Consider the following 23,438-nt stretch of genomic DNA (forward strand, 5'->3'; position numbering starts at 1 on the left):
AAGTCTGGAGTCCTTATGTCGCTTACCCCTGAGTTGGTTGCCGAACTGGAAGTCCTCGCACTCTTTCCCCTGGACAGTTCCCAGGAAGGTTTGAAAATTCATCAGACCGCTGCCCCGAAGCATATTTCTGCCGCCAAACGCCTCTTTGAAAAAGACCTGACGGATCAGCCTGATGGCGGTTATCTGACCAGCCTCGGTCGCGATGCCGCACAAAATGTGCAAACCGTGCTGACCATTCTGAGAGAGCAAGAAACCGCCTGATCCCCCTGACTTCGCCCACGGGAACTCCTGCCACGGGATTTCCGCGGGCCTGCCCGGCCTCCCGCGATATAAATCTGACGTCAAAAAACAAATTCAGCTTAAAAGTCCCGGTGCGCTAAGGCTAAACTGCCTGACATTCCGAGACCCTCTACGTCCGAGCCTGCGAGCCGGTTTGAGCTGACATGACGCGCACCCACGAAATCCGCCCCGACCTGGACGAAGGCATCGACCGCAAGGTACTCAGCCAGCTGCGCGCGCGTTTTCTCAAACTCAATGAAGGCCGCCTCGGTCGTGCCCTTGAAGGGTTGTCGACACGCCAGCAAAGCGTACTGACGCTGTTGCCGCTGTTCTTCCACGTTAATCATCCACTGCTACCGGGTTATGTCTCGGGCAGCACGCCGGCCGGACTGTCGAATTACGAGCCGGACGCCAACGTGCTGACTGAAGCGCAGCGTCTGACCCGTTCGTTCTCCTACAAGCCGCGCCACGGCAGTAATCCACCGCGCCCGATTCACGGTCTGTTTCTGATGGGCAGCCTCGGCACGCTGGCGCAGGCCGATCAGAGCGACATGGACGTGTGGGTCTGCCACGCGCCTGACTTGAACGACAGCGAACTCGGCGAACTGAGCAAGAAATGTCAGTTACTCGAAACCTGGGCGGCGAGCCAGGGCGCGGAGGCGCATTTCTTTCTGATCGACCCGGTGCGCTTTGTCAAAGGCGAACGCGACACCCAGCTCAGTTCGGAAAACTGCGGCACCACCCAGCACTATCTGCTGCTCGACGAGTTTTATCGCACCGCAATCTGGCTGGCCGGGCGCACGCCGATCTGGTGGCTGGTGCCGGTTTACGAAGAAACCGCCTACGACCTTTACACCCACACCCTGCTGTCCAAGCGCTTTATCCGCGCCGACGAAACCCTCGACCTCGGACATCTGGCGACCATCCCACCGGGAGAATTCATTGGTGCCGGGTTGTGGCAATTGTTCAAGGGCATCGAGTCACCGTACAAATCAGTGCTCAAACTGCTGCTGACCGAGGTCTACGCCAGCGAACACCCGCAGGTGCAGTGCCTGAGCCTGCGCTTCAAAAAAGCCGTGTTCGCCAATCAGCTCGATCTCGATGAGCTGGACCCGTACATGGTCGTGTACCGGCGCATCGAGGAATACCTCACCGCGCGCAACGAACCGGAACGGCTGGAACTGGTGCGCCGCGCGCTGTACCTGAAGGTCAACCGCAAGCTCACCGGCAACAGCCGCACGCAGAGCTGGCAGCGCTCGCTGCTGGAACGGCTGGCCAGCGAATGGCATTGGGATCAGCGGCAACTGACACTGCTCGACAGCCGCAGCCAATGGAAAGTCCGCCAGGTCAGCGCCGAACGCCGCGCGCTGGTCAATGAGCTGAACTACAGCTATCGCTTTCTGACCCAGTTCGCCCGTACCGAGCAGACCGTCAGCCTGATCAACAAGCGTGACCTCAATGTGCTCGGCCGCCGGCTCTACGCGGCCTTCGAACGCAAGGCCGACAAGGTCGAGTTCATCAACCCCGGCATCGCTCCGGATCTGGCCGAAGACACGCTGACACTGGTGCAGTCGCGCAACAAAAAAGAACCGGGACAAACTCAGTGGGGCCTGTACAACGGCAGCCTCACCGCACTGGAGTGGGAACACTTCGCGCCGATCAAGCGCAGCCGCGAGTTACTCGAGTTGCTGACCTGGTGTCATCGCAACGGCGTGATCGACAGCAGCACGCGTCTGGCCCTGCATCCCGGCACCAGCGACCTGAGCGAATTCGAGCTGTTCAACCTGCTCGGCAGCCTGCAACAGTGCATCGCCTTGCCCTTGCCCACCGTGGCCGAAGAGCCGTTGCTGCGCGCCGCCGTGCCGAGCGAAGTGCTGATGCTGGTCAACGTCGGCGTCGACCCGCTCAAGCATCACCGCGACCTGAACATCCTGATGACCACCGAGCGCACCGACTCACTGAGTTATGCCGGGGTGCGGGAAAACCTCGTGTTGACTCTCGATCAAGTCACGCTCAACAGCTGGAACGAAGTGCTGGTCAGCCGCTTCGATGGCCCGCACGCCCTCCTCGACTGTTTGCGCGACTACCTCAACAATCTGCCGCGAGGGCCGTTGCAGCCGTCGTTGAAGGTGCGCTGTTTCTGCCACAACCGCGCGCAGTTCATTGCCCGTCGCGTCGAAGAAATCGTCGACACTGCGCAGAACCTGTTGCTCAGCGAGTTGAATCACCGCTACCTGATTCAAGTGCAGCAGCATTATCACGTGCTGGAATTGGTGCCAGGCCAAGTCAACCATGTCGCCCTCGCGACTCTGCCGGCCCTGCTTGATTACCTCGGTGAAGAACAGCCGCGCTACAGTCCGCTGCATCTGGATCCGATGGCGCTGGAAGATCACGACCTTGCGCTGATCCTGCCAATGGGCCAGCCGGAGTGCATTCAGGTGTTCTACCGCATTACCGAGCAGCAAGCCGAGCTGTACGTATTGGATGAATTCAATGCGCTGTGGCAGCAGCATTTGCCGTACCACGACGAGCAGAGTCTGCTGGTGCCGCTGCAGCGCTTCCTGCAATCGATCTTGTTCCGTCGCGAAGCCGTGCTGCCGATGGACGCCGGCCCGGGTGCCCGTCTCGAAACGTTGTATTACCAGTTATTGCCTTCGGGTCCGGGGCGCGCGCGACGGGTCGAAGCGCGACCAGCACCGCAGACCCCGGTAAACAAGCCGTTCTACGACGTGCAGGCGATCGTCGGCAAGGCCGCACCGGGCGAAGTGCAGGTCACCCTGTATTGCAATCAACGGGAATTCAGCGAGCTGGAACATGGCGACCAGCTGTTCAGCGTTGTCGCCCAAGAGATTGTCGAGCAGCGCCGCGAGAGCGAACGCTATCGCTGCTACATCACCGACCTCGACCTTTCAGGCCTGCTCGGTGATGGGCAGAGTTCAAGCAATCTGTATTTGCGCTACAAGGCTGACCTGGAGCGCGCCCTGAACGAGGCGCTCGAACAGGTCTGAGGCGGGCTTACTCGCGGAAATCGCCACCGTTGGCCGGCTGCGATTCGACTTCAAGCAAAGTCAGTTTGAGGGTCTTGCCACCTGGGGCCGGCCAGTCGATGTGCTGACCGACTTTCAGGCCCAGCAATGCGCTGCCGACCGGCGCCAGAATGGAAATCTTGCCTTCATCGGCGTTGGCATCCTTGGGATAGACCAGCGTCAGGTGATAGTCCTTGCCACTGCCTTCTTCGCGGCAGTGCACACGGGAATTCATCGTCACGACATCGGCGGGCACTTCATCGTGGCCGACCACGGTGTCGGCGCGGTCCAGCTCGGTTTGCAGCGCAATCACGCCCGGCGCAGCCTGGTCTTTCTCGTTCAGGTTGTCGATCAGGCGCTCCAGACGTTGCACGTCCAGACGGGTAAGGGTGATGGAAGGTGCGGTCATGATCCGGGCAGACTCCTTTCTTCTGCACACAAAAAAAGCAAAACCCCGCCAAAAAAGACGGGGTTTTCACCAGGCCTCGATGGGTTGAGGCGTGTTCGGACACTATCACAGCTCAAAAAATATACAAGTCACGCCCCGCCGCACTGTTTGCGCTGCGACGCCTGCGCGCAAATCACTCGCCGCCGCTCGTCATCTGCCGAGCGCCATTCGCGAATATCTTCGACATGCCGGAAGCAGCCGAGGCAGACCTTCTCATCCAGTCGGCACACACCGCTGCACGGCGAAGGCACCGCCGGGCTGATGTTGCTGTAAAGCGGCTTCGGTGGACGAACAGGAGCGGTGTCAGTCACGGAATCACAGACCTTCGAAATCGAATTCAGCGCCAGCCTGCTGTTTGACGATGCGTTCGAGCATTTCGCCCAGTTGCTCTTCGCTCTTGTCGCACATCCAGCGTTCGCTTTCTTCGTCGTAGTCGAAATGAAAACCACCGGACACTGCCGCCAGCCACAGCTGACGCAGCGGCTCCTGACGGCTGAAGATCAGCTGCGAGCCGTTTTCGAACTTGACGGTCAAGACACCCGCCGAGCTCTCCAGGTCGATATCCAGATCGCTTTCGTCAAAGATGTCTTCCAGTTTTTCCTGGGTTTCATCGACCAGATCGTGAAAACGGGCTTCGGACAAACTCATTGCGGCAACCTCAAAAAATGTTCTGATCAGGCTCAAGCGCCGAAAGATACGGACGCTTCCGGCCGATTGCAAAGATTAACGACCAAGCACCGGTCAGGGCATCGAACACCCAACCCAGTGGGAGCGAGCCTGCTCGCGAATGGCCGGCAGATTCGACGTTATTGCTGGCTGGCCCGCTGCAATCGCGAGCAGGCTCGCTCCCACAGGGATATTGGTGCATTTAGAGAGCCCCGCCGGACGGGAACCCCATCACATAGGCAAGCCGCCGGGTGGCCGGTATACTCCGGCGCAATTAACGCATTTTCAAGGATTTCGCCATGAAGCGCCTGATCTCTTCCCTTGCTGCGCTCGTCGCGGTTGCCTGCCTCGTTTCGGCCTGTGGTCAAAAAGGCCCGCTGTACCTGCCGGATGACGATCAGGACCCGGCCGAACAAGCCCAGTCTTCGCAAAAGCAGCCGTCCAAAGCACACAAGCACGACGTTTACCAATAAGGGATCGCCATGGACGCTTTTAACTACCGTGGCGGGGAGCTGTTCGCGGAAGGTGTGGCGCTGTCCGCCATCGCCGACCGCTTCGGCACGCCCACTTATGTTTACTCGCGCGCGCACATCGAAGCCCAGTATCTGGCCTACGCCGATGCGCTGGCCGGCATGCCGCACCTGGTCTGCTTTGCCGTCAAAGCCAACTCCAACCTCGGCGTGCTGAATGTCCTGGCCCGCCTCGGCGCCGGTTTCGACATCGTCTCCCGTGGCGAACTGGAGCGTGTACTGGCCGCAGGCGGCAGCCCTGACAAGATCGTCTTCTCCGGTGTCGGCAAAACCCGTGACGACATGCGTCGCGCCCTCGAAGTCGGCGTGCACTGCTTCAACGTCGAGTCCACCGACGAGCTTGAGCGCCTGCAAGTGGTTGCCGCCGAACTGGGTGTTCGCGCACCGGTGTCGCTGCGTGTGAACCCGGACGTCGATGCTGGCACCCATCCGTACATTTCCACCGGTCTCAAAGAGAACAAGTTCGGCATCGCCATTGCCGACGCCGAAGACGTGTACGTGCGTGCCGCGCATCTGCCAAACCTGGAAGTGGTTGGCGTTGACTGCCACATCGGTTCGCAACTGACCACGCTGCCGCCATTTCTTGACGCGCTTGATCGTCTGCTGGATCTGGTCGATCGCCTCGGTGATTGCGGCATTCACCTGCGCCACATCGATCTCGGTGGTGGTTTGGGCGTGCGTTATCGCGATGAAGAGCCGCCATTGGCTGCCGACTACATCAAAGCAGTGCGCGAGCGCCTCAACGGTCGTGATCTGGCGCTGGTGTTCGAGCCGGGCCGTTTCATCGTTGCCAACGCCGGCGTGCTACTGACCCAAGTCGAATACCTCAAGCACACCGAACACAAAGACTTCGCCATCGTCGACGCGGCGATGAACGACCTGATCCGCCCAGCGCTGTATCAGGCATGGATGGACGTCACCGCGGTCAAACCGCGTGACACCGCTGCGCGCAAATACGACATCGTCGGCCCGATCTGCGAAACCGGCGACTTCCTCGCCAAGGATCGCGAACTGGCCCTGGCCGAAGGCGATCTGCTGGCCGTGCATTCGGCCGGTGCCTACGGTTTTGTGATGAGCTCCAACTACAACACCCGTGGCCGTGCCGCTGAAGTGTTGGTAGACGGTGATCAGGCTTTTGAAGTGCGTCGCCGCGAGACCGTGGCCGAGCTGTTTGCCGGCGAAAGCCTGCTGCCGGAGTAACCCATGCTGCTGCGTTTTACCAAAATGCACGGCTTGGGCAATGACTTCATGGTTCTCGACCTGGTCAGCCAGCACGCGCATATTCAGCCAAAGCACGCCAAGCAATGGGGCGACCGCCACACTGGCATTGGTTTCGACCAATTGCTGATCGTCGAGGCGCCAAGCAACCCGGACGTGGATTTCCGCTATCGGATCTTCAATTCCGACGGCTCGGAAGTTGAGCAATGCGGCAACGGCGCGCGCTGCTTTGCGCGCTTCGTGCTCGACAAGCGTCTGACCGCCAAACGGCAGATTCGCGTCGAGACCAAGGGCGGCATCATCGAACTGGACGTGCGTAACGACGGCCAGATCGGCGTGAACATGGGCGCCCCGCGTCTGGTGCCGGCGGACATTCCGTTCGAAGCGCCAGCGCAGGCCAGCAGTTATCAGCTGGAAGTCGACGGCACCACGGTCGAACTGGCCGCCGTGTCGATGGGCAACCCTCATGCGGTATTGCGCGTGCAGGACATCAACAGCGCACCGGTGCATGAGCTGGGGCCGAAAATCGAACACCACCCGCGCTTCCCCGCGCGAGTGAATGTCGGTTTTCTCCAGGTCATCGACCGCAACCGCGCGCAGTTGCGCGTGTGGGAACGTGGCGCCGGGGAAACCCAGGCCTGCGGTACCGGCGCGTGTGCAGCGGCTGTCGCTGCGATCAGCCAGGGGTGGATGGATTCGCCGCTATTGATCGACCTGCCCGGCGGGCGTCTGTCCATTGAATGGGCAGGCCCTGGCCAACCGGTACTGATGACCGGTCCGGCAGTGCGTGTATACGAAGGACAAGTGCGTCTTTGAGTGAGCAAAAACCATGACCGATAAGCCTCAGGTACCCGCCCGACAGTCCGACGAATCAGCGTCCGAGAGCCTGGAGGCGGCAGCGGTTGCTGCGTACCTTGAGGCGCATCCGGACTTCTTCGTCGAGCACGAAGAACTGTTGCCCGCCCTGCGCATTCCGCACCAGCGCGGCGACACCGTTTCGCTGGTCGAGCGGCAGATGACTATCCTGCGCGACCGCAACATCGAGATGCGTCACCGCCTCTCGCAGTTGATGGACGTTGCCCGCGACAACGATCGCCTGTTCGACAAGACTCGCCGCCTCATTCTTTCCTTGATGGATGCCAGCAGCCTGGAAGACGTGGTGATCAGCGTCGAAGACAGTCTGCGTCAAGATTTCCAAGTGCCCTTCGTCAGCCTGATCCTGCTTGGCGACAACCCGGCACCGGTCGGTCGCTGGGTTACTCATGCGGATGCCCAAGTCGCCATCGGCGGCCTGCTCACCGAAGGCAAAAGCGTCAGCGGCAGCCTGCGTGAACACGAACTGGATTTCCTCTTCGGCGAAGAACAGCGCAAGCAGATCGGCTCCACCGCTGTAGTCGCCGTCAGCCATCAAGGTATCCACGGTATTCTGGCAATCGCCAGCCGTGATCCGCAGCACTACAAGAGCTCGGTCGGTACGCTGTTCCTCAGCTACATCGCCGAAGTCATGGGCCGCGTGCTGCCACGGGTCAACAGCTCCCTGCGCTCGGTACGTTGACCATGGAACGACAACTGGACGCTTACTGCGAACACCTGCGCAGTGAGCGACAGGTGTCGCCGCACACGCTCTCGGCCTACCGCCGCGACCTCGATAAAGTCCTTGGCTGGTGCGTGAAGCAAAACATCGGCAGTTGGGCGGCGCTGGATATTCAGCGCCTGCGCAGCCTGATCGCCCGTTTGCATGCGCAAGGCCAGTCCTCGCGCAGCCTCGCCCGGTTGCTCTCGGCGGTGCGCGGGCTCTATCACTATCTGAATCGCGAAGGCCTTTGCGACCATGATCCGGCGACCGGTCTGGCGCCGCCGAAAGGTGAGCGTCGCCTGCCGAAAACCCTCGACACTGACCGTGCGCTGCAATTGCTTGAAGGTGCGGTCGAAGATGATTTTCTGGCGCGGCGCGATCAGGCGATTCTGGAGTTGTTCTATTCCTCCGGCCTGCGTCTATCCGAACTGACCGGGCTCAACCTCGATCAACTCGACCTCGCCGACGGCATGGTTCAAGTGCTCGGCAAAGGCAGCAAAACCCGCCTGCTGCCGGTCGGTAAAAAGGCCCGCGAAGCGATCGAACAATGGCTGCCGCTGCGCGCGATGACCAACCCGGCGGACGACGCCGTGTTCGTCAGCCAGCAAGGCCGACGCCTTGGCCCGCGAGCGATTCAGGTGCGAGTCAAACTCGCCGGCGAACGCGAACTGGGGCAAAACCTGCACCCGCACATGCTGCGGCACTCTTTCGCCAGCCACTTGCTGGAATCCTCGCAGGACTTGCGCGCGGTGCAGGAATTACTTGGCCACTCGGACATCAAGACCACGCAGATCTACACCCACCTGGACTTCCAGCACCTGGCGGCGGTCTACGACAGCGCCCACCCACGGGCCAAACGCATGAAAGGCGATGATTCATGAGCATCCAGTTGATCACCTTCGACCTCGACGACACCCTGTGGGACACCGCGCCAGTGATCGTCAGCGCCGAAGCGGTATTGCGTGAATGGCTGAGCGAACATGCGCCGAACCTGGGCGCGGTGCCGGTCGAGCATCTGTGGGCGATTCGCGAGCGTGTATTGGCTAACGAACCGGGGCTCAAGCATCGGATCAGCGCGCTACGTCGACGTGTTTTGTTTCATGCGATGGAAGACGCTGGATACGCCCATGGCGAAGCCACCGACCTGGCAGACAAGGGTTTTGAAGTATTTCTGCATGCCCGGCATCAGATCGAAGTTTTTCCTGAAGTCGAGCCGGTGCTGGAGATCCTCGCCAATCACTATGCGCTTGGCGTGGTTACCAATGGCAATGCTGATGTGCGTCGATTGGGTCTGGCGGACTACTTCAAGTTTGCGTTGTGCGCCGAAGATATCGGCATCGCCAAACCGGATGCACGGTTGTTTCATGAGGCTTTGCAGCGCGGCGGCGCTACGGCCGAAACCGCCGTACATATCGGCGATCATCCGGGCGATGACATTGCCGGGGCGCAGCAGGCGGGGTTGCGAGCGATCTGGTTTAACCCGGCGGGCAAACCGTGGGAAGCGGATCGTCTACCGGATGCCGAAATTCGCAGCCTGACCGACCTGCCAGCCGTTCTCGCGCGCTGGAATGCCATCTCGAAATAATCCACAAACCCTGTGGGAGCGAGCTTGCTCGCGAAAGCGTCAGGTCAGTCACTGCGATGCTGTACGACCTATCGCATTCGCGAGCAAGCTCGCTCCCACAGGGGAATTGCGTTCACTTCGATAGCTTTATTCCAGGCATGAAAAAGCCCGCAGCGACGGCGGGCTTTTTCAGCAAGCAAGCGGCACGCCTCAGATAGGGCGGCTGCCGTACTTGTTGTCCGGCTTCTTCGGCGGATCGGCGACCACATTGGCCTCCACTTCCTGAACCTTGCCGCCGCGCGACAGGAACTCTTCCATGGCCTTGGCCAGGGCGTCGCGTTCCTTGTTCTTGGCTTCAATGCTCGGCAACTCATCTACCGACACCGCAGCCTTGGCTTTGCCTTTGGCAGCCGGGGCCGGCGTATCGTCGCCGCCATCGTCGTCAGCAACGTCTTCCGCTGCTGCTTCCAGACCTTCCTCGGCCTCGTCTTCGTCGCCTACTTCGAGGTCGTCGTTTTCCAGATCATCGTCGCTCATGTTCTACCTCATGACTTGCGAAAAGCAGATTAGTTATAGACCAGCTTTGGCAACTGTCGAAAGTCGCCGTTAAAAAATCAGTAACCATTGGTGACCAACGGTTTACGCCCCTTCACCGTGCAAGGTGGCGAGGACTTTTCGGGCACCGCCATGATCACGGTGCTCGCCCAGATAAACGCCTTGCCAGGTCCCCAGTGCCAACCGACCTGCCGAAACCGGCAGACTGATCTGGCAGCCAAGCACGCTGGCCTTGAAGTGCGCCGGGAGGTCGTCCAGGCCTTCGTCGTTATGCTCATAGCCGTCTGTTCCTTGTGGGATCAGACGATTGAAAAATCGTTCGAAGTCGCGACGTACCGCCGGATCGGCGTTCTCGTTGATGGTCAACGACGCCGAGGTATGCTGCAGCCACAAATGCAACAGACCGACCCGGCACTCCCTGAGTTCAGGCAGCCCCGCGAGTAACTCGTCCGTTACCAGATGAAAGCCCCGGGGCCGTGCCCGCAGGGTTATCAGAGTCTGTTGCCACATACAGTTCTCCGCACGTTCGGGGCGCATTCTAGCGCGCTCTGGGAAAAAACAAAGGCCCTAATATTCCTGCAATGATGTAAGCCATTGGCCGCAGAAAAACGCCCGTCGTAAACACTACTAAAGACGTACGAAAAATCCTTTCAGCCTGTCGCTTAATGACAAATCCCGGACAAAAAAATGCCCGGCGAACCGGGCAATTTTTTTCAGTGCGCGTACTTACAGGTTGTAGCCGCGTTCGTTGTGTTGTGCCAGATCGAGGCCAACCGACTCTTCTTCCTCGGTCACACGCAGACCCATCACGGCGTCCAGGACCTTGAGGATAATGAAGGTGACGATCGCGGTGTAGATCACCGTGAAGCCGACGCCTTTGACCTGAATCCACACTTGCGCACCGATATCGGTGACGGTGCCGAAGCCACCCAGTGCCGGCGCAGCGAACACACCGGTGAGGATCGCGCCGAGAATACCGCCGATACCGTGTACGCCGAAGGCGTCCAGGGAGTCGTCATAACCGAGTTTGCGTTTCAGGGTGGTGGCGCAGAAGAAGCACACCACGCCTGCGGCCAGACCGATCACCAGTGCGCCCATCGGGCCCACGGTGCCGGCAGCCGGAGTGATCGCGACCAGACCGGCAACCACACCCGAAGCAATGCCCAGTGCGCTTGGCTTGCCGTGAGTGACCCACTCGGCAAACATCCAGCCCAGCGCGGCAGCAGCGGTAGCGATCTGAGTGACCAGCATCGCCATGCCGGCGGTGCCGTTGGCCGCCGCAGCGGAACCGGCGTTGAAGCCGAACCAGCCGACCCACAGCATCGCCGCGCCCATCAGGGTGTAACCGAGGTTGTGCGGAGCCATCGGGGTGGTCGGGAAGCCTTTACGCTTGCCCAATACCAGGCAGGCAATCAGACCGGCGACACCGGCGTTGATGTGCACCACGGTGCCGCCCGCGAAATCGAGCACGCCCCAGTCCCACATCAGGCCGCCGTTGCCGGACCAGACCATGTGGGCGATCGGTGCATAAACCAGAGTGAACCAGATGCCCATGAAGATCAGCATCGCGGAAAATTTCATCCGCTCGGCGAACGCACCGACGATCAGCGCCGGGGTGATGATCGCGAAGGTCATCTGGAAGGTGATGAACACCGCCTCAGGGAACAAAGCCGCTGGGCCGGTCAGGCTCGAAGGCGTGACACCGGCGAGGAACGCCTTGCCCATGCCGCCGAAGAACGAGTTGAAGTTGACGACGCCCTGCTCCATGCCGGTGGTGTCGAACGCAATGCTGTAGCCATAAATGACCCACAGGATGCTGATCAGACCGGTAATGGCGAAGCACTGCATCATCACGGAAAGAATGTTTTTCGAGCGAACCATGCCGCCGTAGAACAGCGCCAGGCCGGGGATGGTCATGAACAGCACGAGGGCTGTCGAGGTGAGCATCCAGGCAGTGTCGCCGGAATTGAGGACTGGGGCCGCCACTTCGTCTGCCGCCATTGCAAGGCTTGGCATTACGATAGACAACAGGGCTCCTAGCCCTGCGAATTTACGCAGAGTCATATTGTTTTCTCCTGGGGCGTTGGGGTTTGTGGCGGCGCTTAGATCGCGTCGGTATCGGTTTCGCCGGTACGGATGCGAATCGCCTGTTCCAGATTGACCACGAAGATCTTGCCGTCACCGATCTTGCCGGTGTTGGCCGCTTTGGTTATCGCCTCGATAACCCGATCCAGATCCTTGTCGTCGATGGCCACGTCGATTTTCACCTTGGGCAGAAAATCGACCACATATTCCGCGCCGCGATACAGCTCGGTGTGACCCTTCTGCCGGCCGAAGCCTTTGACTTCAGTAACGGTAATGCCCTGCACGCCGATTTCGGACAGCGACTCGCGCACGTCGTCCAACTTGAACGGCTTGATGATGGCAGTGACTAGCTTCATGAAAACTCTCTCCCGAATTGGTGGACTTGCCCCAGGAAAACAAACCCGACTCAAGTCTAAGCGCAGTGCCTGGCTTTGTAACGCATCGTCGGCCGTACCTGCCCGACTGACGCCAGCTAACCGCTGCCGACGAAACTCCCCGCTCCGTCTGCCGCACTGCATTCGTCACAGCGACTGCATCAGTGCATGGGTCGAAGGTGACTAAGCAGAAAGCTTGCCATCTCGCCAAAATCCCCTGATTTCAATCCCTTGGCCGCTGTCGCAACGCAATGCGCGCGAAACGCCATCCGGATACGCACAACAACGGTGCGTCGCCGTCCGTCCGCCTGCGCGAAAAGCGTGCATCCCTGACCGCGAGATTGACTATAGACACTGCGTGATACACTGCCGGCCATTGTTTCCAGGACATCCACCATGCTCGCGCCCAAAGACTTCCTCGACGCCCTGAGCGGCACCGCCTCCCGCCTCTTCAGCGGCGACACCCCGCTGCCGAAAGCCGAAATCGAAAGCCAGTTCAAGATGCTGCTGCAGAGCGCCTTCAGCAAACTCGACCTGGTCAGCCGTGAAGAATTTGATAGTCAGATGGTTGTGTTGGCGCGTACTCGCGCTCGCCTCGAAAGTCTCGAAGCGAAAGTTGCCGAGATGGAAGCGAAGCTGACACCGCCAGCCGAATAACGCATCCACCTGTAGGAGCTGCCGAAGGCTGCGATCTTTTGATCCTCAGCCCTTCAACCACCCCGGCAACGTCCTACAACCTGCACCACCGCCGTCCGATTGCGCCGAAAAGCCCAGGTTTCTAAGCTCACCCGATGCTGAATGTTCAGCACCGGGTTTGGCGACCCGAACAGCTTAAGGCGCACGACAACCATGATGGCGGCTACATTACCGCCACATCGTTTCATGGCGGTTGTGCGTGGGAGACCTTCGGGTCTGCCGGGTTCCTTTTGCTCCGGTTCGCCAACCCGCGTACAACTGCCACCCAATCGTTTGGCGACGATTGAGGGCAGCCCCTTAAGCAAGAGGAACTGCTCAATGAATCAAGAAGAGACTTATCTGACCCCGCACATTTTCACCCGCCACAAACTCCCCCTCCACGCCCTCCTCATCCAGAACCAACCCTGGTTCTGCGCCCGAGACCTGAGTCGCCTGCTGCACATTTACCTCAACGAACGCATGCTGCGAAAACTCGACCCCGACCAATACCAAACCCGCAAAACCCTCATCCACAACCAGATCGAAAACACCCTGCTGATCAGCGAATCCGGCATCTACGCCCTCCTCGTCTACCACTACTGCCCCGAATACCGAGCGCTGCGCGAATGGCTCACCCACCAAGTCATCCCCACCCTGCGCGACGCCCAACACCCCAGCACAAGCGAACGCCCACACCTGAGCCTGCTCAGTTGGCCGGACATGACATTGAGTTTGTTGCACTGGAATAACCAGCCGTGGATACGGTTACACGATGTGCCGCAGATGATGGTGGAACGGGAACAGACCAAGCGCCCAATGACGGGGCCATGGTGGAAAAGAGCTTCGCGAATGCTGCAATCGCTATAAACCCGCATGCCGGAGCTGGGCCCTGCGCAAATCGTAAGTCGATTGCAGATTCATCCAGAACTCAGGCGTAGTGTTGAGATAAGTGGCAAGGCTGATTGCCAGATCGGCGCAGATCCCGAGCTGGCATTTCACAAGCTTTTCGATCTCACTTTCGGGCCAGTTCGTGGGCATGGCCAGATCCATGACAGTCATGCCCAACGGCTCCAATGAATTCCTTATTCAGAACCTCGCCCGGATGAATCGGGCGCATACCATTGCGGTCCATTTTTCGCCTCCAGAGGCTGCATTGAACGGCCAAACTGGAGCATCCGACTCCCGGATACAAGACCTTCACCCCCCTTTCACCGGCGTCCTACAACTATTAGGGCATAGCCCTACAAACATCAGCGTCTGCGCCCAATTACGCAGCCCTTACGCATGTCATTACATTGGCAAACGAAATACACCCATCAAGATGGAGGTATCTGTGAAGGATAAGAAGAGGAAGGAAAAGCTATTTCAGATTGTTGATTTGCACCTCGAAGCACTCCGTTTGGCTGGGGATATGTCAGCCAACCAACGGCGATTTATTGAAGTTGCTGTTACATGTGGGCCAGCGCTTGAGCCAAGCGGCGCGCTGGCCGGTAGAAGGTCCTGAGTGAAAAATAAAAAAAGGCGTCCATAGGACGCCTTTTTTTGCTCGGAGGAATAGTCGCAGCGATTCTTTAGCTCCTGGCTTTGCGGCCTTGGGTTCAGAATCCGACAGGGCTAGCCCGTCGTCACTACTTCAGAGAAACCAGCTTTCTCTGCTGCCAAAAATGCGGGGGAGCTTTTGCTGGTGCCCAATCCCGACGAATGCGCAGTTGCAGTCCTCGATCGGGAGGATCCTTCAGTACCGCTCAGGAGTCAAAGCTCATTTACGATCGAGAGCAGCGCAAAACCCTCATCCATCCCGACATAAAGTATTGCCTCTCCGCCCTCTCACACCCTGAACTGACCATCTCCAACGTCCTTCACTAACGCAAGCACAATCCTACAAGGACCGTCCCCTACGTCTGATTACGTAAGCATCAATGCCTTCGATATCGTTTGCAGATTGATCCCACAGAACAAAACGATGCGAAGAAAAGGCAAAGGTACCGAACTTCGAAATCAGACACTCAAATCTGAATCCCGAAAACTCGCACATCAAACAATGTCCATGGACCCAGAAGCCCTGGCGGCTGGAGTTGATGCTCTATCACTCAGGATCGATCCGATTACTCCAGTAGCAATCAACGCATTCCACCAGTGGACCGGCCCCGTTGGGTATCCATGGGACGCTGTGTTGGACTGGAAGAGCAAAGATGCAAAAGGGCTGGACTTGGCGTTCTGGTACGAAGAAGAACTGTGCGGACTGTGCTACGCAACGCCGCGAAGAAGCACGATCTGCATGAAAATCGTCCTTTTGCAGGGACACACCTGCAAGACAAATACCTTGCGGGGCTGGATCGCTCCGATGGCATTGCTGACAACAGAATTCTACGCCCGGAAGCTGGGGTGCACGCAAATCGAAGTACAAGAGCCAGACTCAGGCGCCATCCCTTACTATCAAACGCTGGGATTTTATTTTGATACAACCGGCCGCCTTGTCTTTCCATTGGACGACCAATAAGATCGAATCAAGCATCCCGGCACGTGAGGTGTTTATGAAGCAGAAGAAGCAGAAAACCCAACCGGCACGGGTTTCCAAACCAGGTACCGAGACACTCGGTTTGCCGGACAGAGTTTCAGCCAGTCAGCGGCATTTTCTGAAAGTGGCCGCGACCTATGGCAAGGAAATGGAGCCCGATGGCTGGCTCGCCGGTGGTGGAACCTGAGTACTGCAAAAATGACCGCCAAACAGGCGGTTTTTTTATGCCTGAGGATTAGTGCCTTCAGCAACATCCAGTGAAAGTTCGCCCTTAAAACTGTCCGACCAACGCCCTCTCCCCAGACTACGCTTCAAAAACCCGCAGGAAGCGGCTCCCGATTCAGCTCAAGGAACGACCATGTCCCTCTCCATCGTCCACAGCCGCGCCCAGATTGGCGTGGAAGCCCCCGCTGTCACTGTCGAAGTCCATCTGGCCAACGGCCTGCCGTCGCTGACCATGGTCGGGCTGCCCGAGGCGGCGGTGAAGGAGAGCAAGGATCGGGTGCGCAGCGCGATCATCAATTCCGGGCTGCAGTTTCCGGCGCGGCGGATCACCTTGAATCTGGCGCCGGCGGATTTGCCCAAGGATGGCGGGCGGTTTGATCTGGCGATTGCCTTGGGGATTCTGTCGGCGAGTGTGCAGGTGCCGTGTCTGACGCTGGATGATGTGGAATGTCTGGGGGAGCTGGCGTTGTCCGGCGCAGTACGAGCGGTGCGCGGGGTGTTGCCGGCAGCGTTGGCGGCGCGCAAAGCGGGTCGTGCGCTGGTGGTGCCGCGGGCGAATGCCGAGGAGGCGTGCCTGGCTTCGGGGTTGAAGGTGTTTGCGGTGGATCATTTGCTGGAGGCGGTGGCGCATTTCAATGGGCATACGCCGGTTGAACCCTATGTCTCCGACGGGCTGATGCATGCCAGCAAGCCTTATCCCGACTTGAATGAAGTGCAGGGGCAAGTGGCGGCGAAACGAGCGTTGCTGATTGCTGCTGCGGGTGCCCATAACTTGCTGTTCAGTGGGCCGCCGGGAACGGGTAAGACATTGCTGGCCAGCCGATTGCCGGGACTGTTGCCGCCGCTGGCCGAGAGTGAAGCGCTGGAGGTTGCGGCGATTCAGTCGGTCGCCAGTGGCGCGCCGCTGACCCATTGGCCGCAGCGTCCCTTTCGTCAACCGCACCACTCGGCATCCGGACCGGCCCTGGTCGGCGGCAGTTCGAAACCGCAACCCGGTGAGATTACCCTCGCCCACCATGGCGTGCTGTTTCTCGATGAGCTGCCGGAGTTTGATCGCAAGGTATTGGAGGTTTTACGCGAGCCTTTGGAGTCCGGACATATCGTCATCGCCCGAGCGAAGGATCGCGTACGTTTTCCGGCACGCTTCCAGTTGGTGGCGGCGATGAACCCCTGCCCCTGTGGATATCTTGGCGAGCCGAGCGGCAAGTGCTCGTGCACACCAGACATGGTGCAGCGCTATCGCAACAAGCTATCGGGGCCTTTGCTGGATCGGATTGATCTGCACCTGACCGTGGCGCGGGAAGCGACAGCGTTGAACCCGCAGTTGAAGCCGGGAGAGGACAGCGCCAGCGCCGCAGCACTGGTAGCCGAGGCTCGCGAGCGCCAGCAAAAGCGTCAAGGCTGCGCCAACGCGTTTCTCGATCTGCCAGGACTGAAAAAACACTGCAAGTTATCCACAACCGATGAGAAATGGCTGGAGTCAGCCTGTGAACGGCTGACGTTGTCTCTGCGCTCCGCGCATCGGCTACTCAAGGTCGCCCGGACACTGGCAGACCTTGAGCAAGTCGATGCAATCAAACGCGAGCACTTGGCCGAGGCGCTGCAATATCGGCCGGCGACACCTTAATGCTCGGTCAGATCCACCAGCGGCGTCTGCCGCACTTCGGTGTCGCGTCCGGCCTGTATCTCGGTCACGCGCTTCAACGCGTTATCCACTGCCCCCTTGTCCGCAAGCAGGCTGTAGCTGATCTGGAACTGTTTGTGTTCTTTCGGTGCAATGGTCGGCACCAGATTCAGCGGACGCTGATAGCGGCGGTTGTAAGAAAAACTGGTGCCCGGCTCCAGCCCGGTGACATAGCCCTGGCCTTGAGTGTCAGTGTTTTTCCACAGGGAAAACACCGGCAACTGCTGGGTGTTGAAGCCAACAGAAACACCCAGGCTGCCCGCCTTATTGTGCAAAACAGTCAGGGTTTCGCCTTTGGCGTCGGCATAGGGCACGACGTTGTAGACGGTTTCGTCGTAGTCCTTGGTCGGCGCGCGATAGGTCTGCCAGTCGGCCAGGTCGCCCTTGGCCTTGTCGTTGAACGGCGAAACCTGTTTTACCGGCGCAGCAAAACGGGCGCCCTGCTCGAGGAACGGCGTACTGAAATTGCTGTGATACAGCGCCTGGTATTCCTTCGGATAGTCGCCGTTGTTGGTCAGCGTATCGTTGAGTGCGAAGCGCGTGCTGCCGGGTTCGGTGACCAATTCAGTAACGACGGAGAAATCGACCTTCTTGAAGGCCTGCTCTTTCAGCTCACCGCGCAGACTGATGGCGTAGGGTGGCTTTTCGTCGATGTGCAGCGTGACGGTACTGGCCGGGATGTTGGCAGCGCGGCCGTGCAAGGTCAGCAGTTCGCCATTGTCGATGCCGGGATGGCCAACCCATTCGTAACCGCAGCGGGCGACCAGCTCGTTGAAGCCTTCCAGCCAGCCCAGTCCACCGCGTCCGTTGAGTTCGATGAAGGCCGGGTTGACCACGTCCTTGACCGGCGACTCCCAACCCATGCGCACGTCGCCGACGGAGGCCTGCAAGACATTCATGCCTCGGGTCGGCACCACCGAGAGTTTCATCGTGCCGTTATCGATATCGACGATGCTGACGCCTTCCTGCCGCCCACCGTGCAAGGTACGCAGGCTTACGGAGAAGGGTTTGTCGGTTTTCACGCCGAGTTGCTCACTGGTGATGCTCCAGTTTTGCGCGGACTTGTTGGTGTCGAGGAGGACGTAATCCCAGGCCATGGCGTGGGAAGCAGCAGAGAATGCGCCGAGGGCGACGGCGAGTTTGAGCGGGGTCATGGCAGCAGCCTTTATTGGAGTTGTGCCATTTTTATAGCGCTGCGGAAACGTTTCAGCAAGTGTATTAGATCGACAGATCGCATGTTCTGCCGAAGATCTTCAGTGATGCATTCGCGAGCAAGCTCGCTCCCACAGGGGTCTCGGGTGTTCACAAAATCTGTGAATCACACCGAACACTGTGGGAGCGAGCCTGCTCGCGAAAGCTATTTCAAAGGCGCATCAACGGAAGCGATCAACCTCGGAACGCAAGTCCGCCGCCAATTTTTCCAGCTCTTTAGCCGTCACCGCCAGGTTCGACACAACCTCACGCTGCTCACTGTTGGCCAACGCAATGCTCTGCAAATTGCTGCTCAACAACGTCGCGGTGCTGCTCTGTTCCTGAGTCGCCGTGGTAATCGCGGCAAACTGCTGCCCAGCCGAACGGCTCTGCTCGTCAATACGCGCCAGCGCCGACGCCACATTGGCGTTACGCGACAAGCCTTCCTGCATCAGCACATTGCCCTGCTCCATGGTGCTGATCGCGTTGCCGGTTTCCTGCTGGATGCTGTGGATCATGCTGGAAATTTCATCAGTCGCCTGGCGGGTACGCGAGGCCAGGCTGCGCACCTCATCGGCCACTACGGCGAAGCCGCGACCTTGTTCGCCGGCACGCGCCGCTTCGATGGCCGCGTTGAGCGCCAACAAGTTGGTTTGCTCGGCAATCGAAGTAATCACCCCAACGATGCCGCCGATCTCCTGCGAACGCTGACCGAGGGTATTGATCACGGTGGCGGTGCTGTTCAGGGCGCCAGCGATTTGCTCCAGCGAGGACGACGCTTCTTCCATCGAGCTGCGACCAATCTGCGTTTGCTGCGCGTTTTCCTGCGCCAGACGCTGGGTCGCGCCCATGTTGTCGGCGATGTTCAACGAGGTCGCGCTGAACTCTTCCACCGCGCCGGCCATGCTGGTGATTTCGCCGGACTGCTGCTCCATGCCTTCGTACGCGCCGCCGGACAGGCCGGACAAGGCTTGCGCACGGCTGTTGACCTCTTCCGAAGAGCGACGGATGTGCTCGACCATGGTCGACAGCGCCTGACTCATCTGGTTGAACGCGCGGGACAGCTGACCGATTTCGTCGTTGCTCGACACGTTCAGGCGCACGCTGAGATCGCCGGCACCCAAGGCTTCCGCCTGACGCACCAGATCGCTCAGCGGCGCCAGTTTGCTGCGCAGCAACCAGACCACGGAACCGACCGCCAACAGCATCGCCAACAGACTGCCGATCGCCAGTTGCGTACCGACGCTCCAGGTCACTGCGCGGATCTCGGCTTTCGGCATGCTCGCCACTACCGACCACGGGCCACCGTCGAACGGCACGGCAACGCTGTAGAAATCTTCGGACTTGTCGCCCCAGAACTGACCTTTGCCCGGCGTTTTCGCCAGGCCGCTGATTACCGGAATCGCTTGATCCAGAGCCTGCACGCCCGCCGGCGGGACCAGCCATTTGTTCTGCTCATCCAGCAGTGCCAGGGAGCCTGTCTGGCCAATACGGAAACGCTTGAGGTTGTCGAACTGGGCGTTCTGCGCGTCGGTGTAATCGAAACCAACGAACAGCACCGCAATCACCTTGCCGCTGCCATCGCGCACCGGGGTGTATTGGGTCATGTAGGAACGCTCGAACAACAAGGCGCGACCGACGTAGCTCTGCCCTGCCATCAGCTTCGCGTAGGCCGGGTGCGCGTGATCGAGCAAGGTGCCGATGGCGCGAGTGCCGTCCTGCTTGGTCAGCGAGGTGCTGACCCGCACAAAGTCTTCGCCGCTGCGCACGAACAGCGTGGCGACGCCAGCCGTCATCTGCTTGAACTCGTCGACTTCCTTGAAGTTGTTGTTCAACACTTCGCTACCCAGATGCAGGCCCGGGGTCTGGGTGCCCGCAACCGTCACCGGCTCACTCGGGTGAATGCTCAAACCCGCGCTGAAGCGTTTCTCGAACAACCCGCTCAGGCGCTGGGTGCTTTCACGCAGCGTGCCGTGGAAGGTGCTCAGTTGGTCGGCCAGCAGCCGCGCCTCACTGGCCAGATGCTCTTCACGGGTGGCGAGGTTGGCCGAGTCCAGCGAACGCAGGGCGAACACCGTACTGCCACTGATAACTATCGCCAGTATCACAGCGAGCGCGAGGCCCAGCTGCGAGGCGATCCGAGCGCGAGGTTGAGACATGGACAGCTCCTGGCCGAGCCACGGGATCCTCCTTGATCTCGACTCGGATAATTTTCTAATAGTGGGGGTGAATCGTGGAGACCGGCACGACGGTTCCACTTGCTCATAGTCGGCAGTAAAACCGAATACTTGAGCGCGCAACGAGGGTATGGCGCAAGGCCGCCATTGTGGCGGCTCGAACGTTTCAGCTCAAGCGCGCAACCGCCGGCAGTTCCATGGCGCGGACTTCGCCTTGCAGGAAGTCGCTGAGGCGGCGCAAACGTTCACCTCCCGGACGGGTCTTTGGCCACACCAGGTAATAATTCAGTCCGCTGGCGACGGCGGTTGGCCACGGCAGGCTCAGTCTTCCCTGCGCCACATCTTCGGCGACCATCAACAGGTCGCCCATCGATACGCCGTAACCGCGTGCCGCCGCGATCATGCCCAATTCCAGAGTGTCGAACACCTGCCCGCCCTTGAGCGACACCTGATCGGACAGCCCCATGTGCTCCAGCCAACTGCGCCAATCGCGGCGGTCCGGCGTTGGGTGAAGTAATTCGGTACAGGCCAGCCGAGCCAGATCCCACGGCTGATCATTCAACAGGTTGGGTGCACCCACCGGAATCAGCTCTTCGGGAAACAATAAACTCGCCTCCCAATCCGGCGGAAAATGCCCGTCGCTCAACAGCACGGCGCAGTCGAACGGCTCATCATTGAAGTCCACCGAATCCACATCCATCCAGGCGCTGGTCAGCTGTACTTCGTTGCCCGGCTGCAAGTGGCGGAAGCGACTGAGTCGCGCCAGCAGCCAGCGCATGGTCAGAGTCGACGGGGCCTTCATACGCAAGATGTCGTCCTCGGCGCGCAAGGTATTGCAGGCCCGCTCAAGCGCACCGAAGCCTTCGCGGATTCCCGGCAGTAGCAAACGCGCGGCTTCAGTCAGTTGCAAATTGCGCCCGCTGCGATGAAACAGCCGGCAGGCAAAGTGATCTTCCAGCGTTCGAATATGCCGACTGACTGCGCTCTGGGTGATCGACAACTCTTCAGCCGCACGGGTGAACGAGCTATGTCGTGCCGCCGCTTCAAATGCGCGCAGGGCATACAAGGGAGGAAGACGACGAGACATGCAGAAAGCTCCTATAGCGGGATGCAGCCAAACTGACAAAAACTGCGCAGGATGAGTTTTAATCATGCCACCCATCCTTTTTATCCCTTTGTGCAAAGCCTGCCAAGCGCAGAGAATCGACGGTCTCCTGTTCCCTCTGAAATCGAGTGGTGATGACCATGCAGCATCCTGTGCGTACCGAACTCTGGGCCATCCTGCGGCTGGCAGGGCCGTTGATCGCTTCACAGTTGGCGCACATGTTGATGGTGCTGACTGACACCCTGATGATGGCGCGCTTAAGTCCGGAAGCGCTGGCCGGCGGCGGGCTGGGTGCAGCAACCTATTCGTTCGTGTCGATTTTCTGCATCGGCGTGATTGCGGCAGTCGGCACGCTGGTGGCGATTCGCAAAGGCGCCGGCGACATCATTGGCGCCGCACGGCTGACTCAGGCCGGGCTGTGGCTGGCGTGGCTGATGGCATTAGGCGCCGGGTTGTTGCTGTGGAATCTGAAACCGGTGCTGCTGTTGTTCGGCCAGACCGAAACCAACGTCAACGCCGCCGGGCAATTCCTCATCGCCCTGCCCTTCGCCCTGCCCGGCTACTTGAGCTTCATGGCCCTGCGCGGTTTTACCAGCGCGATTGGCCGGGCAACGCCGGTGATGGTTATCAGCCTGGCCGGTACGGTGGCGAACTTCCTGCTCAATTACGCGCTGATCACAGGCATGTTCGGTCTGCCGAAAATGGGCCTGACGGGGATCGGTCTGGTCACGGCGATTGTCGCTAATTGCATGGCGTTGGCATTGGCCTGGCACATCCGTCGGCATCCGGCCTATGACGCGTACCCGCTGCGCGCGGGCCTGTCGCGGCCGAATCGGCAGTATCTGAAAGAATTATGGCGCCTCGGCCTGCCAATCGGCGGCACCTACGCGGTGGAAGTTGGTCTGTTCGCATTTGCCGCGTTGTGCATGGGCACGATGGGCAGCACGCAATTGGGCGCGCACCAGATCGCCCTGCAAATCGTTTCGGTAGCGTTCATGGTGCCCGCGGGGATGTCGTACGCAATCACCATGCGCGTCGGCCAGCATTACGGCGCCGGGCAACTGAGCGATGCACGGATGTCCGGGCGGGTCGGGATCGTCTTTGGTGCGGTGGTCATGCTGGTCTTCGCCATGGTGTTCTGGTTGCTGCCAAATCAGTTGGTCGGGTTGTTTCTCGATCACAACGATCCGGCGTTTGCCGAGGTGATTCGTCTGGCGGTGAGCCTGTTGGCAGTGGCGGCATGGTTCGAGTTGTTTGATGGCACGCAGACGATTGCCATGGGCTGCATTCGTGGGCTCAAGGATGCGAAAACCACGTTTCTGGTCGGGCTTGGTTGCTATTGGCTGATTGGTGCGCCGGCAGCGTGGTGGATGGCGTTCCACTTGAACTGGGGGCCGACAGGCGTCTGGTGGGGTTTGGCGCTAGGCCTGGCGTGTGCGGCGGTGAGTTTGACGCTGGCGTTTGAATGGAAAATGAAGCGGATGATTCGGTTGGAGCCTGCTACATCACGCTTTGAGGTCGTTGGCGCGGATTAAGAACAAA

At 59.6% G+C, this 23,438-nt stretch carries 24 protein-coding genes and 1 pseudogene; 14 read left to right on the forward strand and 11 right to left on the reverse strand.

The window, feature by feature from the left end:
- Positions 1–15: 15 nt before the first annotated feature.
- Positions 16–261, forward strand: a complete 246-nt coding sequence (locus ACZZ0G_RS10605) for a TIGR02647 family protein (RefSeq protein ID WP_008084565.1) — start codon at positions 16–18, stop codon at positions 259–261.
- 182 nt (positions 262–443) lie between these two features.
- Entirely contained in the window at positions 444–3,287 is a 2,844-nt protein-coding gene (locus ACZZ0G_RS10610; RefSeq protein WP_463556112.1) for a class I adenylate cyclase, read from the forward strand.
- Positions 3,288–3,294: 7 nt separating this feature from the next.
- Here the strand turns inward: ACZZ0G_RS10610 and rnk are convergent, their stop codons facing one another.
- The 3 genes from rnk to cyaY all read right to left on the reverse strand — a co-directional run bounded on the left by rnk (position 3,295) and on the right by cyaY (position 4,401).
- On the reverse strand, positions 3,295–3,714 hold the full coding sequence (gene rnk, locus ACZZ0G_RS10615; protein ID WP_038359156.1) for a nucleoside diphosphate kinase regulator: 420 nt from the start codon (positions 3,712–3,714) through the stop codon (positions 3,295–3,297).
- Positions 3,715–3,842: 128 nt separating this feature from the next.
- Complete coding sequence (locus ACZZ0G_RS10620; RefSeq protein WP_463556113.1) at positions 3,843–4,064, reverse strand: DUF1289 domain-containing protein; 222 nt, start codon at positions 4,062–4,064, stop codon at positions 3,843–3,845.
- Between the two features lie 4 nt (positions 4,065–4,068).
- On the reverse strand, positions 4,069–4,401 hold the full coding sequence (gene cyaY, locus ACZZ0G_RS10625) for an iron donor protein CyaY (RefSeq protein WP_077575013.1): 333 nt from the start codon (positions 4,399–4,401) through the stop codon (positions 4,069–4,071).
- 317 nt (positions 4,402–4,718) lie between these two features.
- Between cyaY and lptM the strand changes: the two genes are divergently transcribed.
- The 6 genes from lptM to ACZZ0G_RS10655 are packed head-to-tail and all read left to right on the forward strand — an operon-like array spanning position 4,719 to position 9,328.
- A complete protein-coding gene (gene lptM / locus ACZZ0G_RS10630) occupies positions 4,719–4,892 on the forward strand; it encodes an LPS translocon maturation chaperone LptM (protein ID WP_007911098.1) in 174 nt (57 codons plus the stop codon).
- A gap of 9 nt (positions 4,893–4,901) precedes the next feature.
- Entirely contained in the window at positions 4,902–6,149 is a 1,248-nt protein-coding gene (gene lysA, locus ACZZ0G_RS10635; RefSeq protein ID WP_122594557.1) for a diaminopimelate decarboxylase, read from the forward strand.
- 3 nt (positions 6,150–6,152) lie between these two features.
- Positions 6,153–6,983: a diaminopimelate epimerase gene (gene dapF, locus ACZZ0G_RS10640; protein WP_095119833.1), complete on the forward strand. Its 831-nt coding sequence runs from the start codon at positions 6,153–6,155 to the stop codon at positions 6,981–6,983.
- Between the two features lie 13 nt (positions 6,984–6,996).
- Positions 6,997–7,722 carry a DUF484 family protein gene (locus ACZZ0G_RS10645; protein WP_053124974.1) on the forward strand — a complete coding sequence of 242 codons (726 nt, stop codon included), beginning with the start codon at positions 6,997–6,999 and terminating at the stop codon, positions 7,720–7,722.
- Between the two features lie 2 nt (positions 7,723–7,724).
- On the forward strand, positions 7,725–8,624 hold the full coding sequence (gene xerC, locus ACZZ0G_RS10650) for a tyrosine recombinase XerC (RefSeq protein ID WP_034152032.1): 900 nt from the start codon (positions 7,725–7,727) through the stop codon (positions 8,622–8,624).
- Entirely contained in the window at positions 8,621–9,328 is a 708-nt protein-coding gene (locus ACZZ0G_RS10655) for an HAD family hydrolase (protein WP_463556114.1), read from the forward strand. Before xerC ends, ACZZ0G_RS10655 begins: the two co-directional genes overlap by 4 nt.
- Before the next feature lie 189 nt (positions 9,329–9,517).
- Here ACZZ0G_RS10655 and sutA read toward each other — a convergent pair whose 3' ends face one another.
- From sutA to glnK, 4 genes are all read right to left on the reverse strand, one after another.
- The gene (gene sutA, locus ACZZ0G_RS10660; RefSeq protein WP_007920420.1) at positions 9,518–9,844 is read right to left on the reverse strand and encodes a transcriptional regulator SutA; all 327 of its coding nucleotides are present in this window, start codon (positions 9,842–9,844) and stop codon (positions 9,518–9,520) included.
- 102 nt (positions 9,845–9,946) lie between these two features.
- Complete coding sequence (locus ACZZ0G_RS10665; RefSeq protein ID WP_007920418.1) at positions 9,947–10,372, reverse strand: secondary thiamine-phosphate synthase enzyme YjbQ; 426 nt, start codon at positions 10,370–10,372, stop codon at positions 9,947–9,949.
- A 216-nt stretch (positions 10,373–10,588) separates the two neighbouring features.
- On the reverse strand, positions 10,589–11,926 hold the full coding sequence (locus ACZZ0G_RS10670) for an ammonium transporter (RefSeq protein ID WP_007920417.1): 1,338 nt from the start codon (positions 11,924–11,926) through the stop codon (positions 10,589–10,591).
- Positions 11,927–11,964: 38 nt separating this feature from the next.
- A complete protein-coding gene (gene glnK / locus ACZZ0G_RS10675) occupies positions 11,965–12,303 on the reverse strand; it encodes a P-II family nitrogen regulator (protein ID WP_002555808.1) in 339 nt (112 codons plus the stop codon).
- Positions 12,304–12,717: 414 nt separating this feature from the next.
- Here glnK and ACZZ0G_RS10680 point away from each other — a divergent pair, with 414 nt between their 5' ends.
- Both ACZZ0G_RS10680 and ACZZ0G_RS10685 read left to right on the forward strand, forming a co-directional pair.
- The gene (locus ACZZ0G_RS10680) at positions 12,718–12,978 is read left to right on the forward strand and encodes an accessory factor UbiK family protein (RefSeq protein WP_007920416.1); all 261 of its coding nucleotides are present in this window, start codon (positions 12,718–12,720) and stop codon (positions 12,976–12,978) included.
- A 357-nt stretch (positions 12,979–13,335) separates the two neighbouring features.
- Positions 13,336–13,863, forward strand: coding sequence for a BRO-N domain-containing protein (locus tag ACZZ0G_RS10685; protein WP_463556115.1), 528 nt, complete (start codon positions 13,336–13,338; stop codon positions 13,861–13,863).
- Here the strand turns inward: ACZZ0G_RS10685 and ACZZ0G_RS10690 are convergent.
- A pseudogene (locus ACZZ0G_RS10690) lies at positions 13,858–14,128 on the reverse strand (HigA family addiction module antitoxin). The gene ACZZ0G_RS10685 and the pseudogene ACZZ0G_RS10690 overlap by 6 nt on opposite strands.
- A gap of 915 nt (positions 14,129–15,043) precedes the next feature.
- On the opposite strand from ACZZ0G_RS10690, the gene ACZZ0G_RS10695 reads away from it, so the two are divergent.
- From ACZZ0G_RS10695 to ACZZ0G_RS10705, 3 genes are all read left to right on the forward strand, one after another.
- Positions 15,044–15,496, forward strand: a complete 453-nt coding sequence (locus tag ACZZ0G_RS10695; RefSeq protein WP_463556116.1) for an N-acetyltransferase — start codon at positions 15,044–15,046, stop codon at positions 15,494–15,496.
- Between the two features lie 34 nt (positions 15,497–15,530).
- Positions 15,531–15,701: a hypothetical protein gene (locus ACZZ0G_RS10700; RefSeq protein WP_167351291.1), complete on the forward strand. Its 171-nt coding sequence runs from the start codon at positions 15,531–15,533 to the stop codon at positions 15,699–15,701.
- Between the two features lie 171 nt (positions 15,702–15,872).
- Entirely contained in the window at positions 15,873–17,366 is a 1,494-nt protein-coding gene (locus tag ACZZ0G_RS10705; protein ID WP_463556117.1) for a YifB family Mg chelatase-like AAA ATPase, read from the forward strand.
- Here the strand turns inward: ACZZ0G_RS10705 and ACZZ0G_RS10710 are convergent.
- From ACZZ0G_RS10710 to ACZZ0G_RS10720, 3 genes are all read right to left on the reverse strand, one after another.
- Positions 17,363–18,577 (reverse strand): aldose 1-epimerase family protein, encoded by a 1,215-nt coding sequence (locus ACZZ0G_RS10710; protein ID WP_463556118.1) that lies wholly within the window; start codon positions 18,575–18,577, stop codon positions 17,363–17,365. The genes ACZZ0G_RS10705 and ACZZ0G_RS10710 overlap by 4 nt on opposite strands.
- Before the next feature lie 219 nt (positions 18,578–18,796).
- Positions 18,797–20,773, reverse strand: coding sequence for a methyl-accepting chemotaxis protein (locus ACZZ0G_RS10715; protein WP_463398363.1), 1,977 nt, complete (start codon positions 20,771–20,773; stop codon positions 18,797–18,799).
- A 184-nt stretch (positions 20,774–20,957) separates the two neighbouring features.
- Positions 20,958–21,878, reverse strand: coding sequence for a LysR substrate-binding domain-containing protein (locus ACZZ0G_RS10720; RefSeq protein ID WP_463556119.1), 921 nt, complete (start codon positions 21,876–21,878; stop codon positions 20,958–20,960).
- Positions 21,879–22,036: 158 nt separating this feature from the next.
- Between ACZZ0G_RS10720 and ACZZ0G_RS10725 the strand changes: the two genes are divergently transcribed.
- Positions 22,037–23,431, forward strand: a complete 1,395-nt coding sequence (locus tag ACZZ0G_RS10725; protein ID WP_463556120.1) for a NorM family multidrug efflux MATE transporter — start codon at positions 22,037–22,039, stop codon at positions 23,429–23,431.
- The last annotated feature ends 7 nt before the right edge of the window (positions 23,432–23,438 follow it).

The organism is Pseudomonas sp. AC169 (assembly GCF_979258515.1).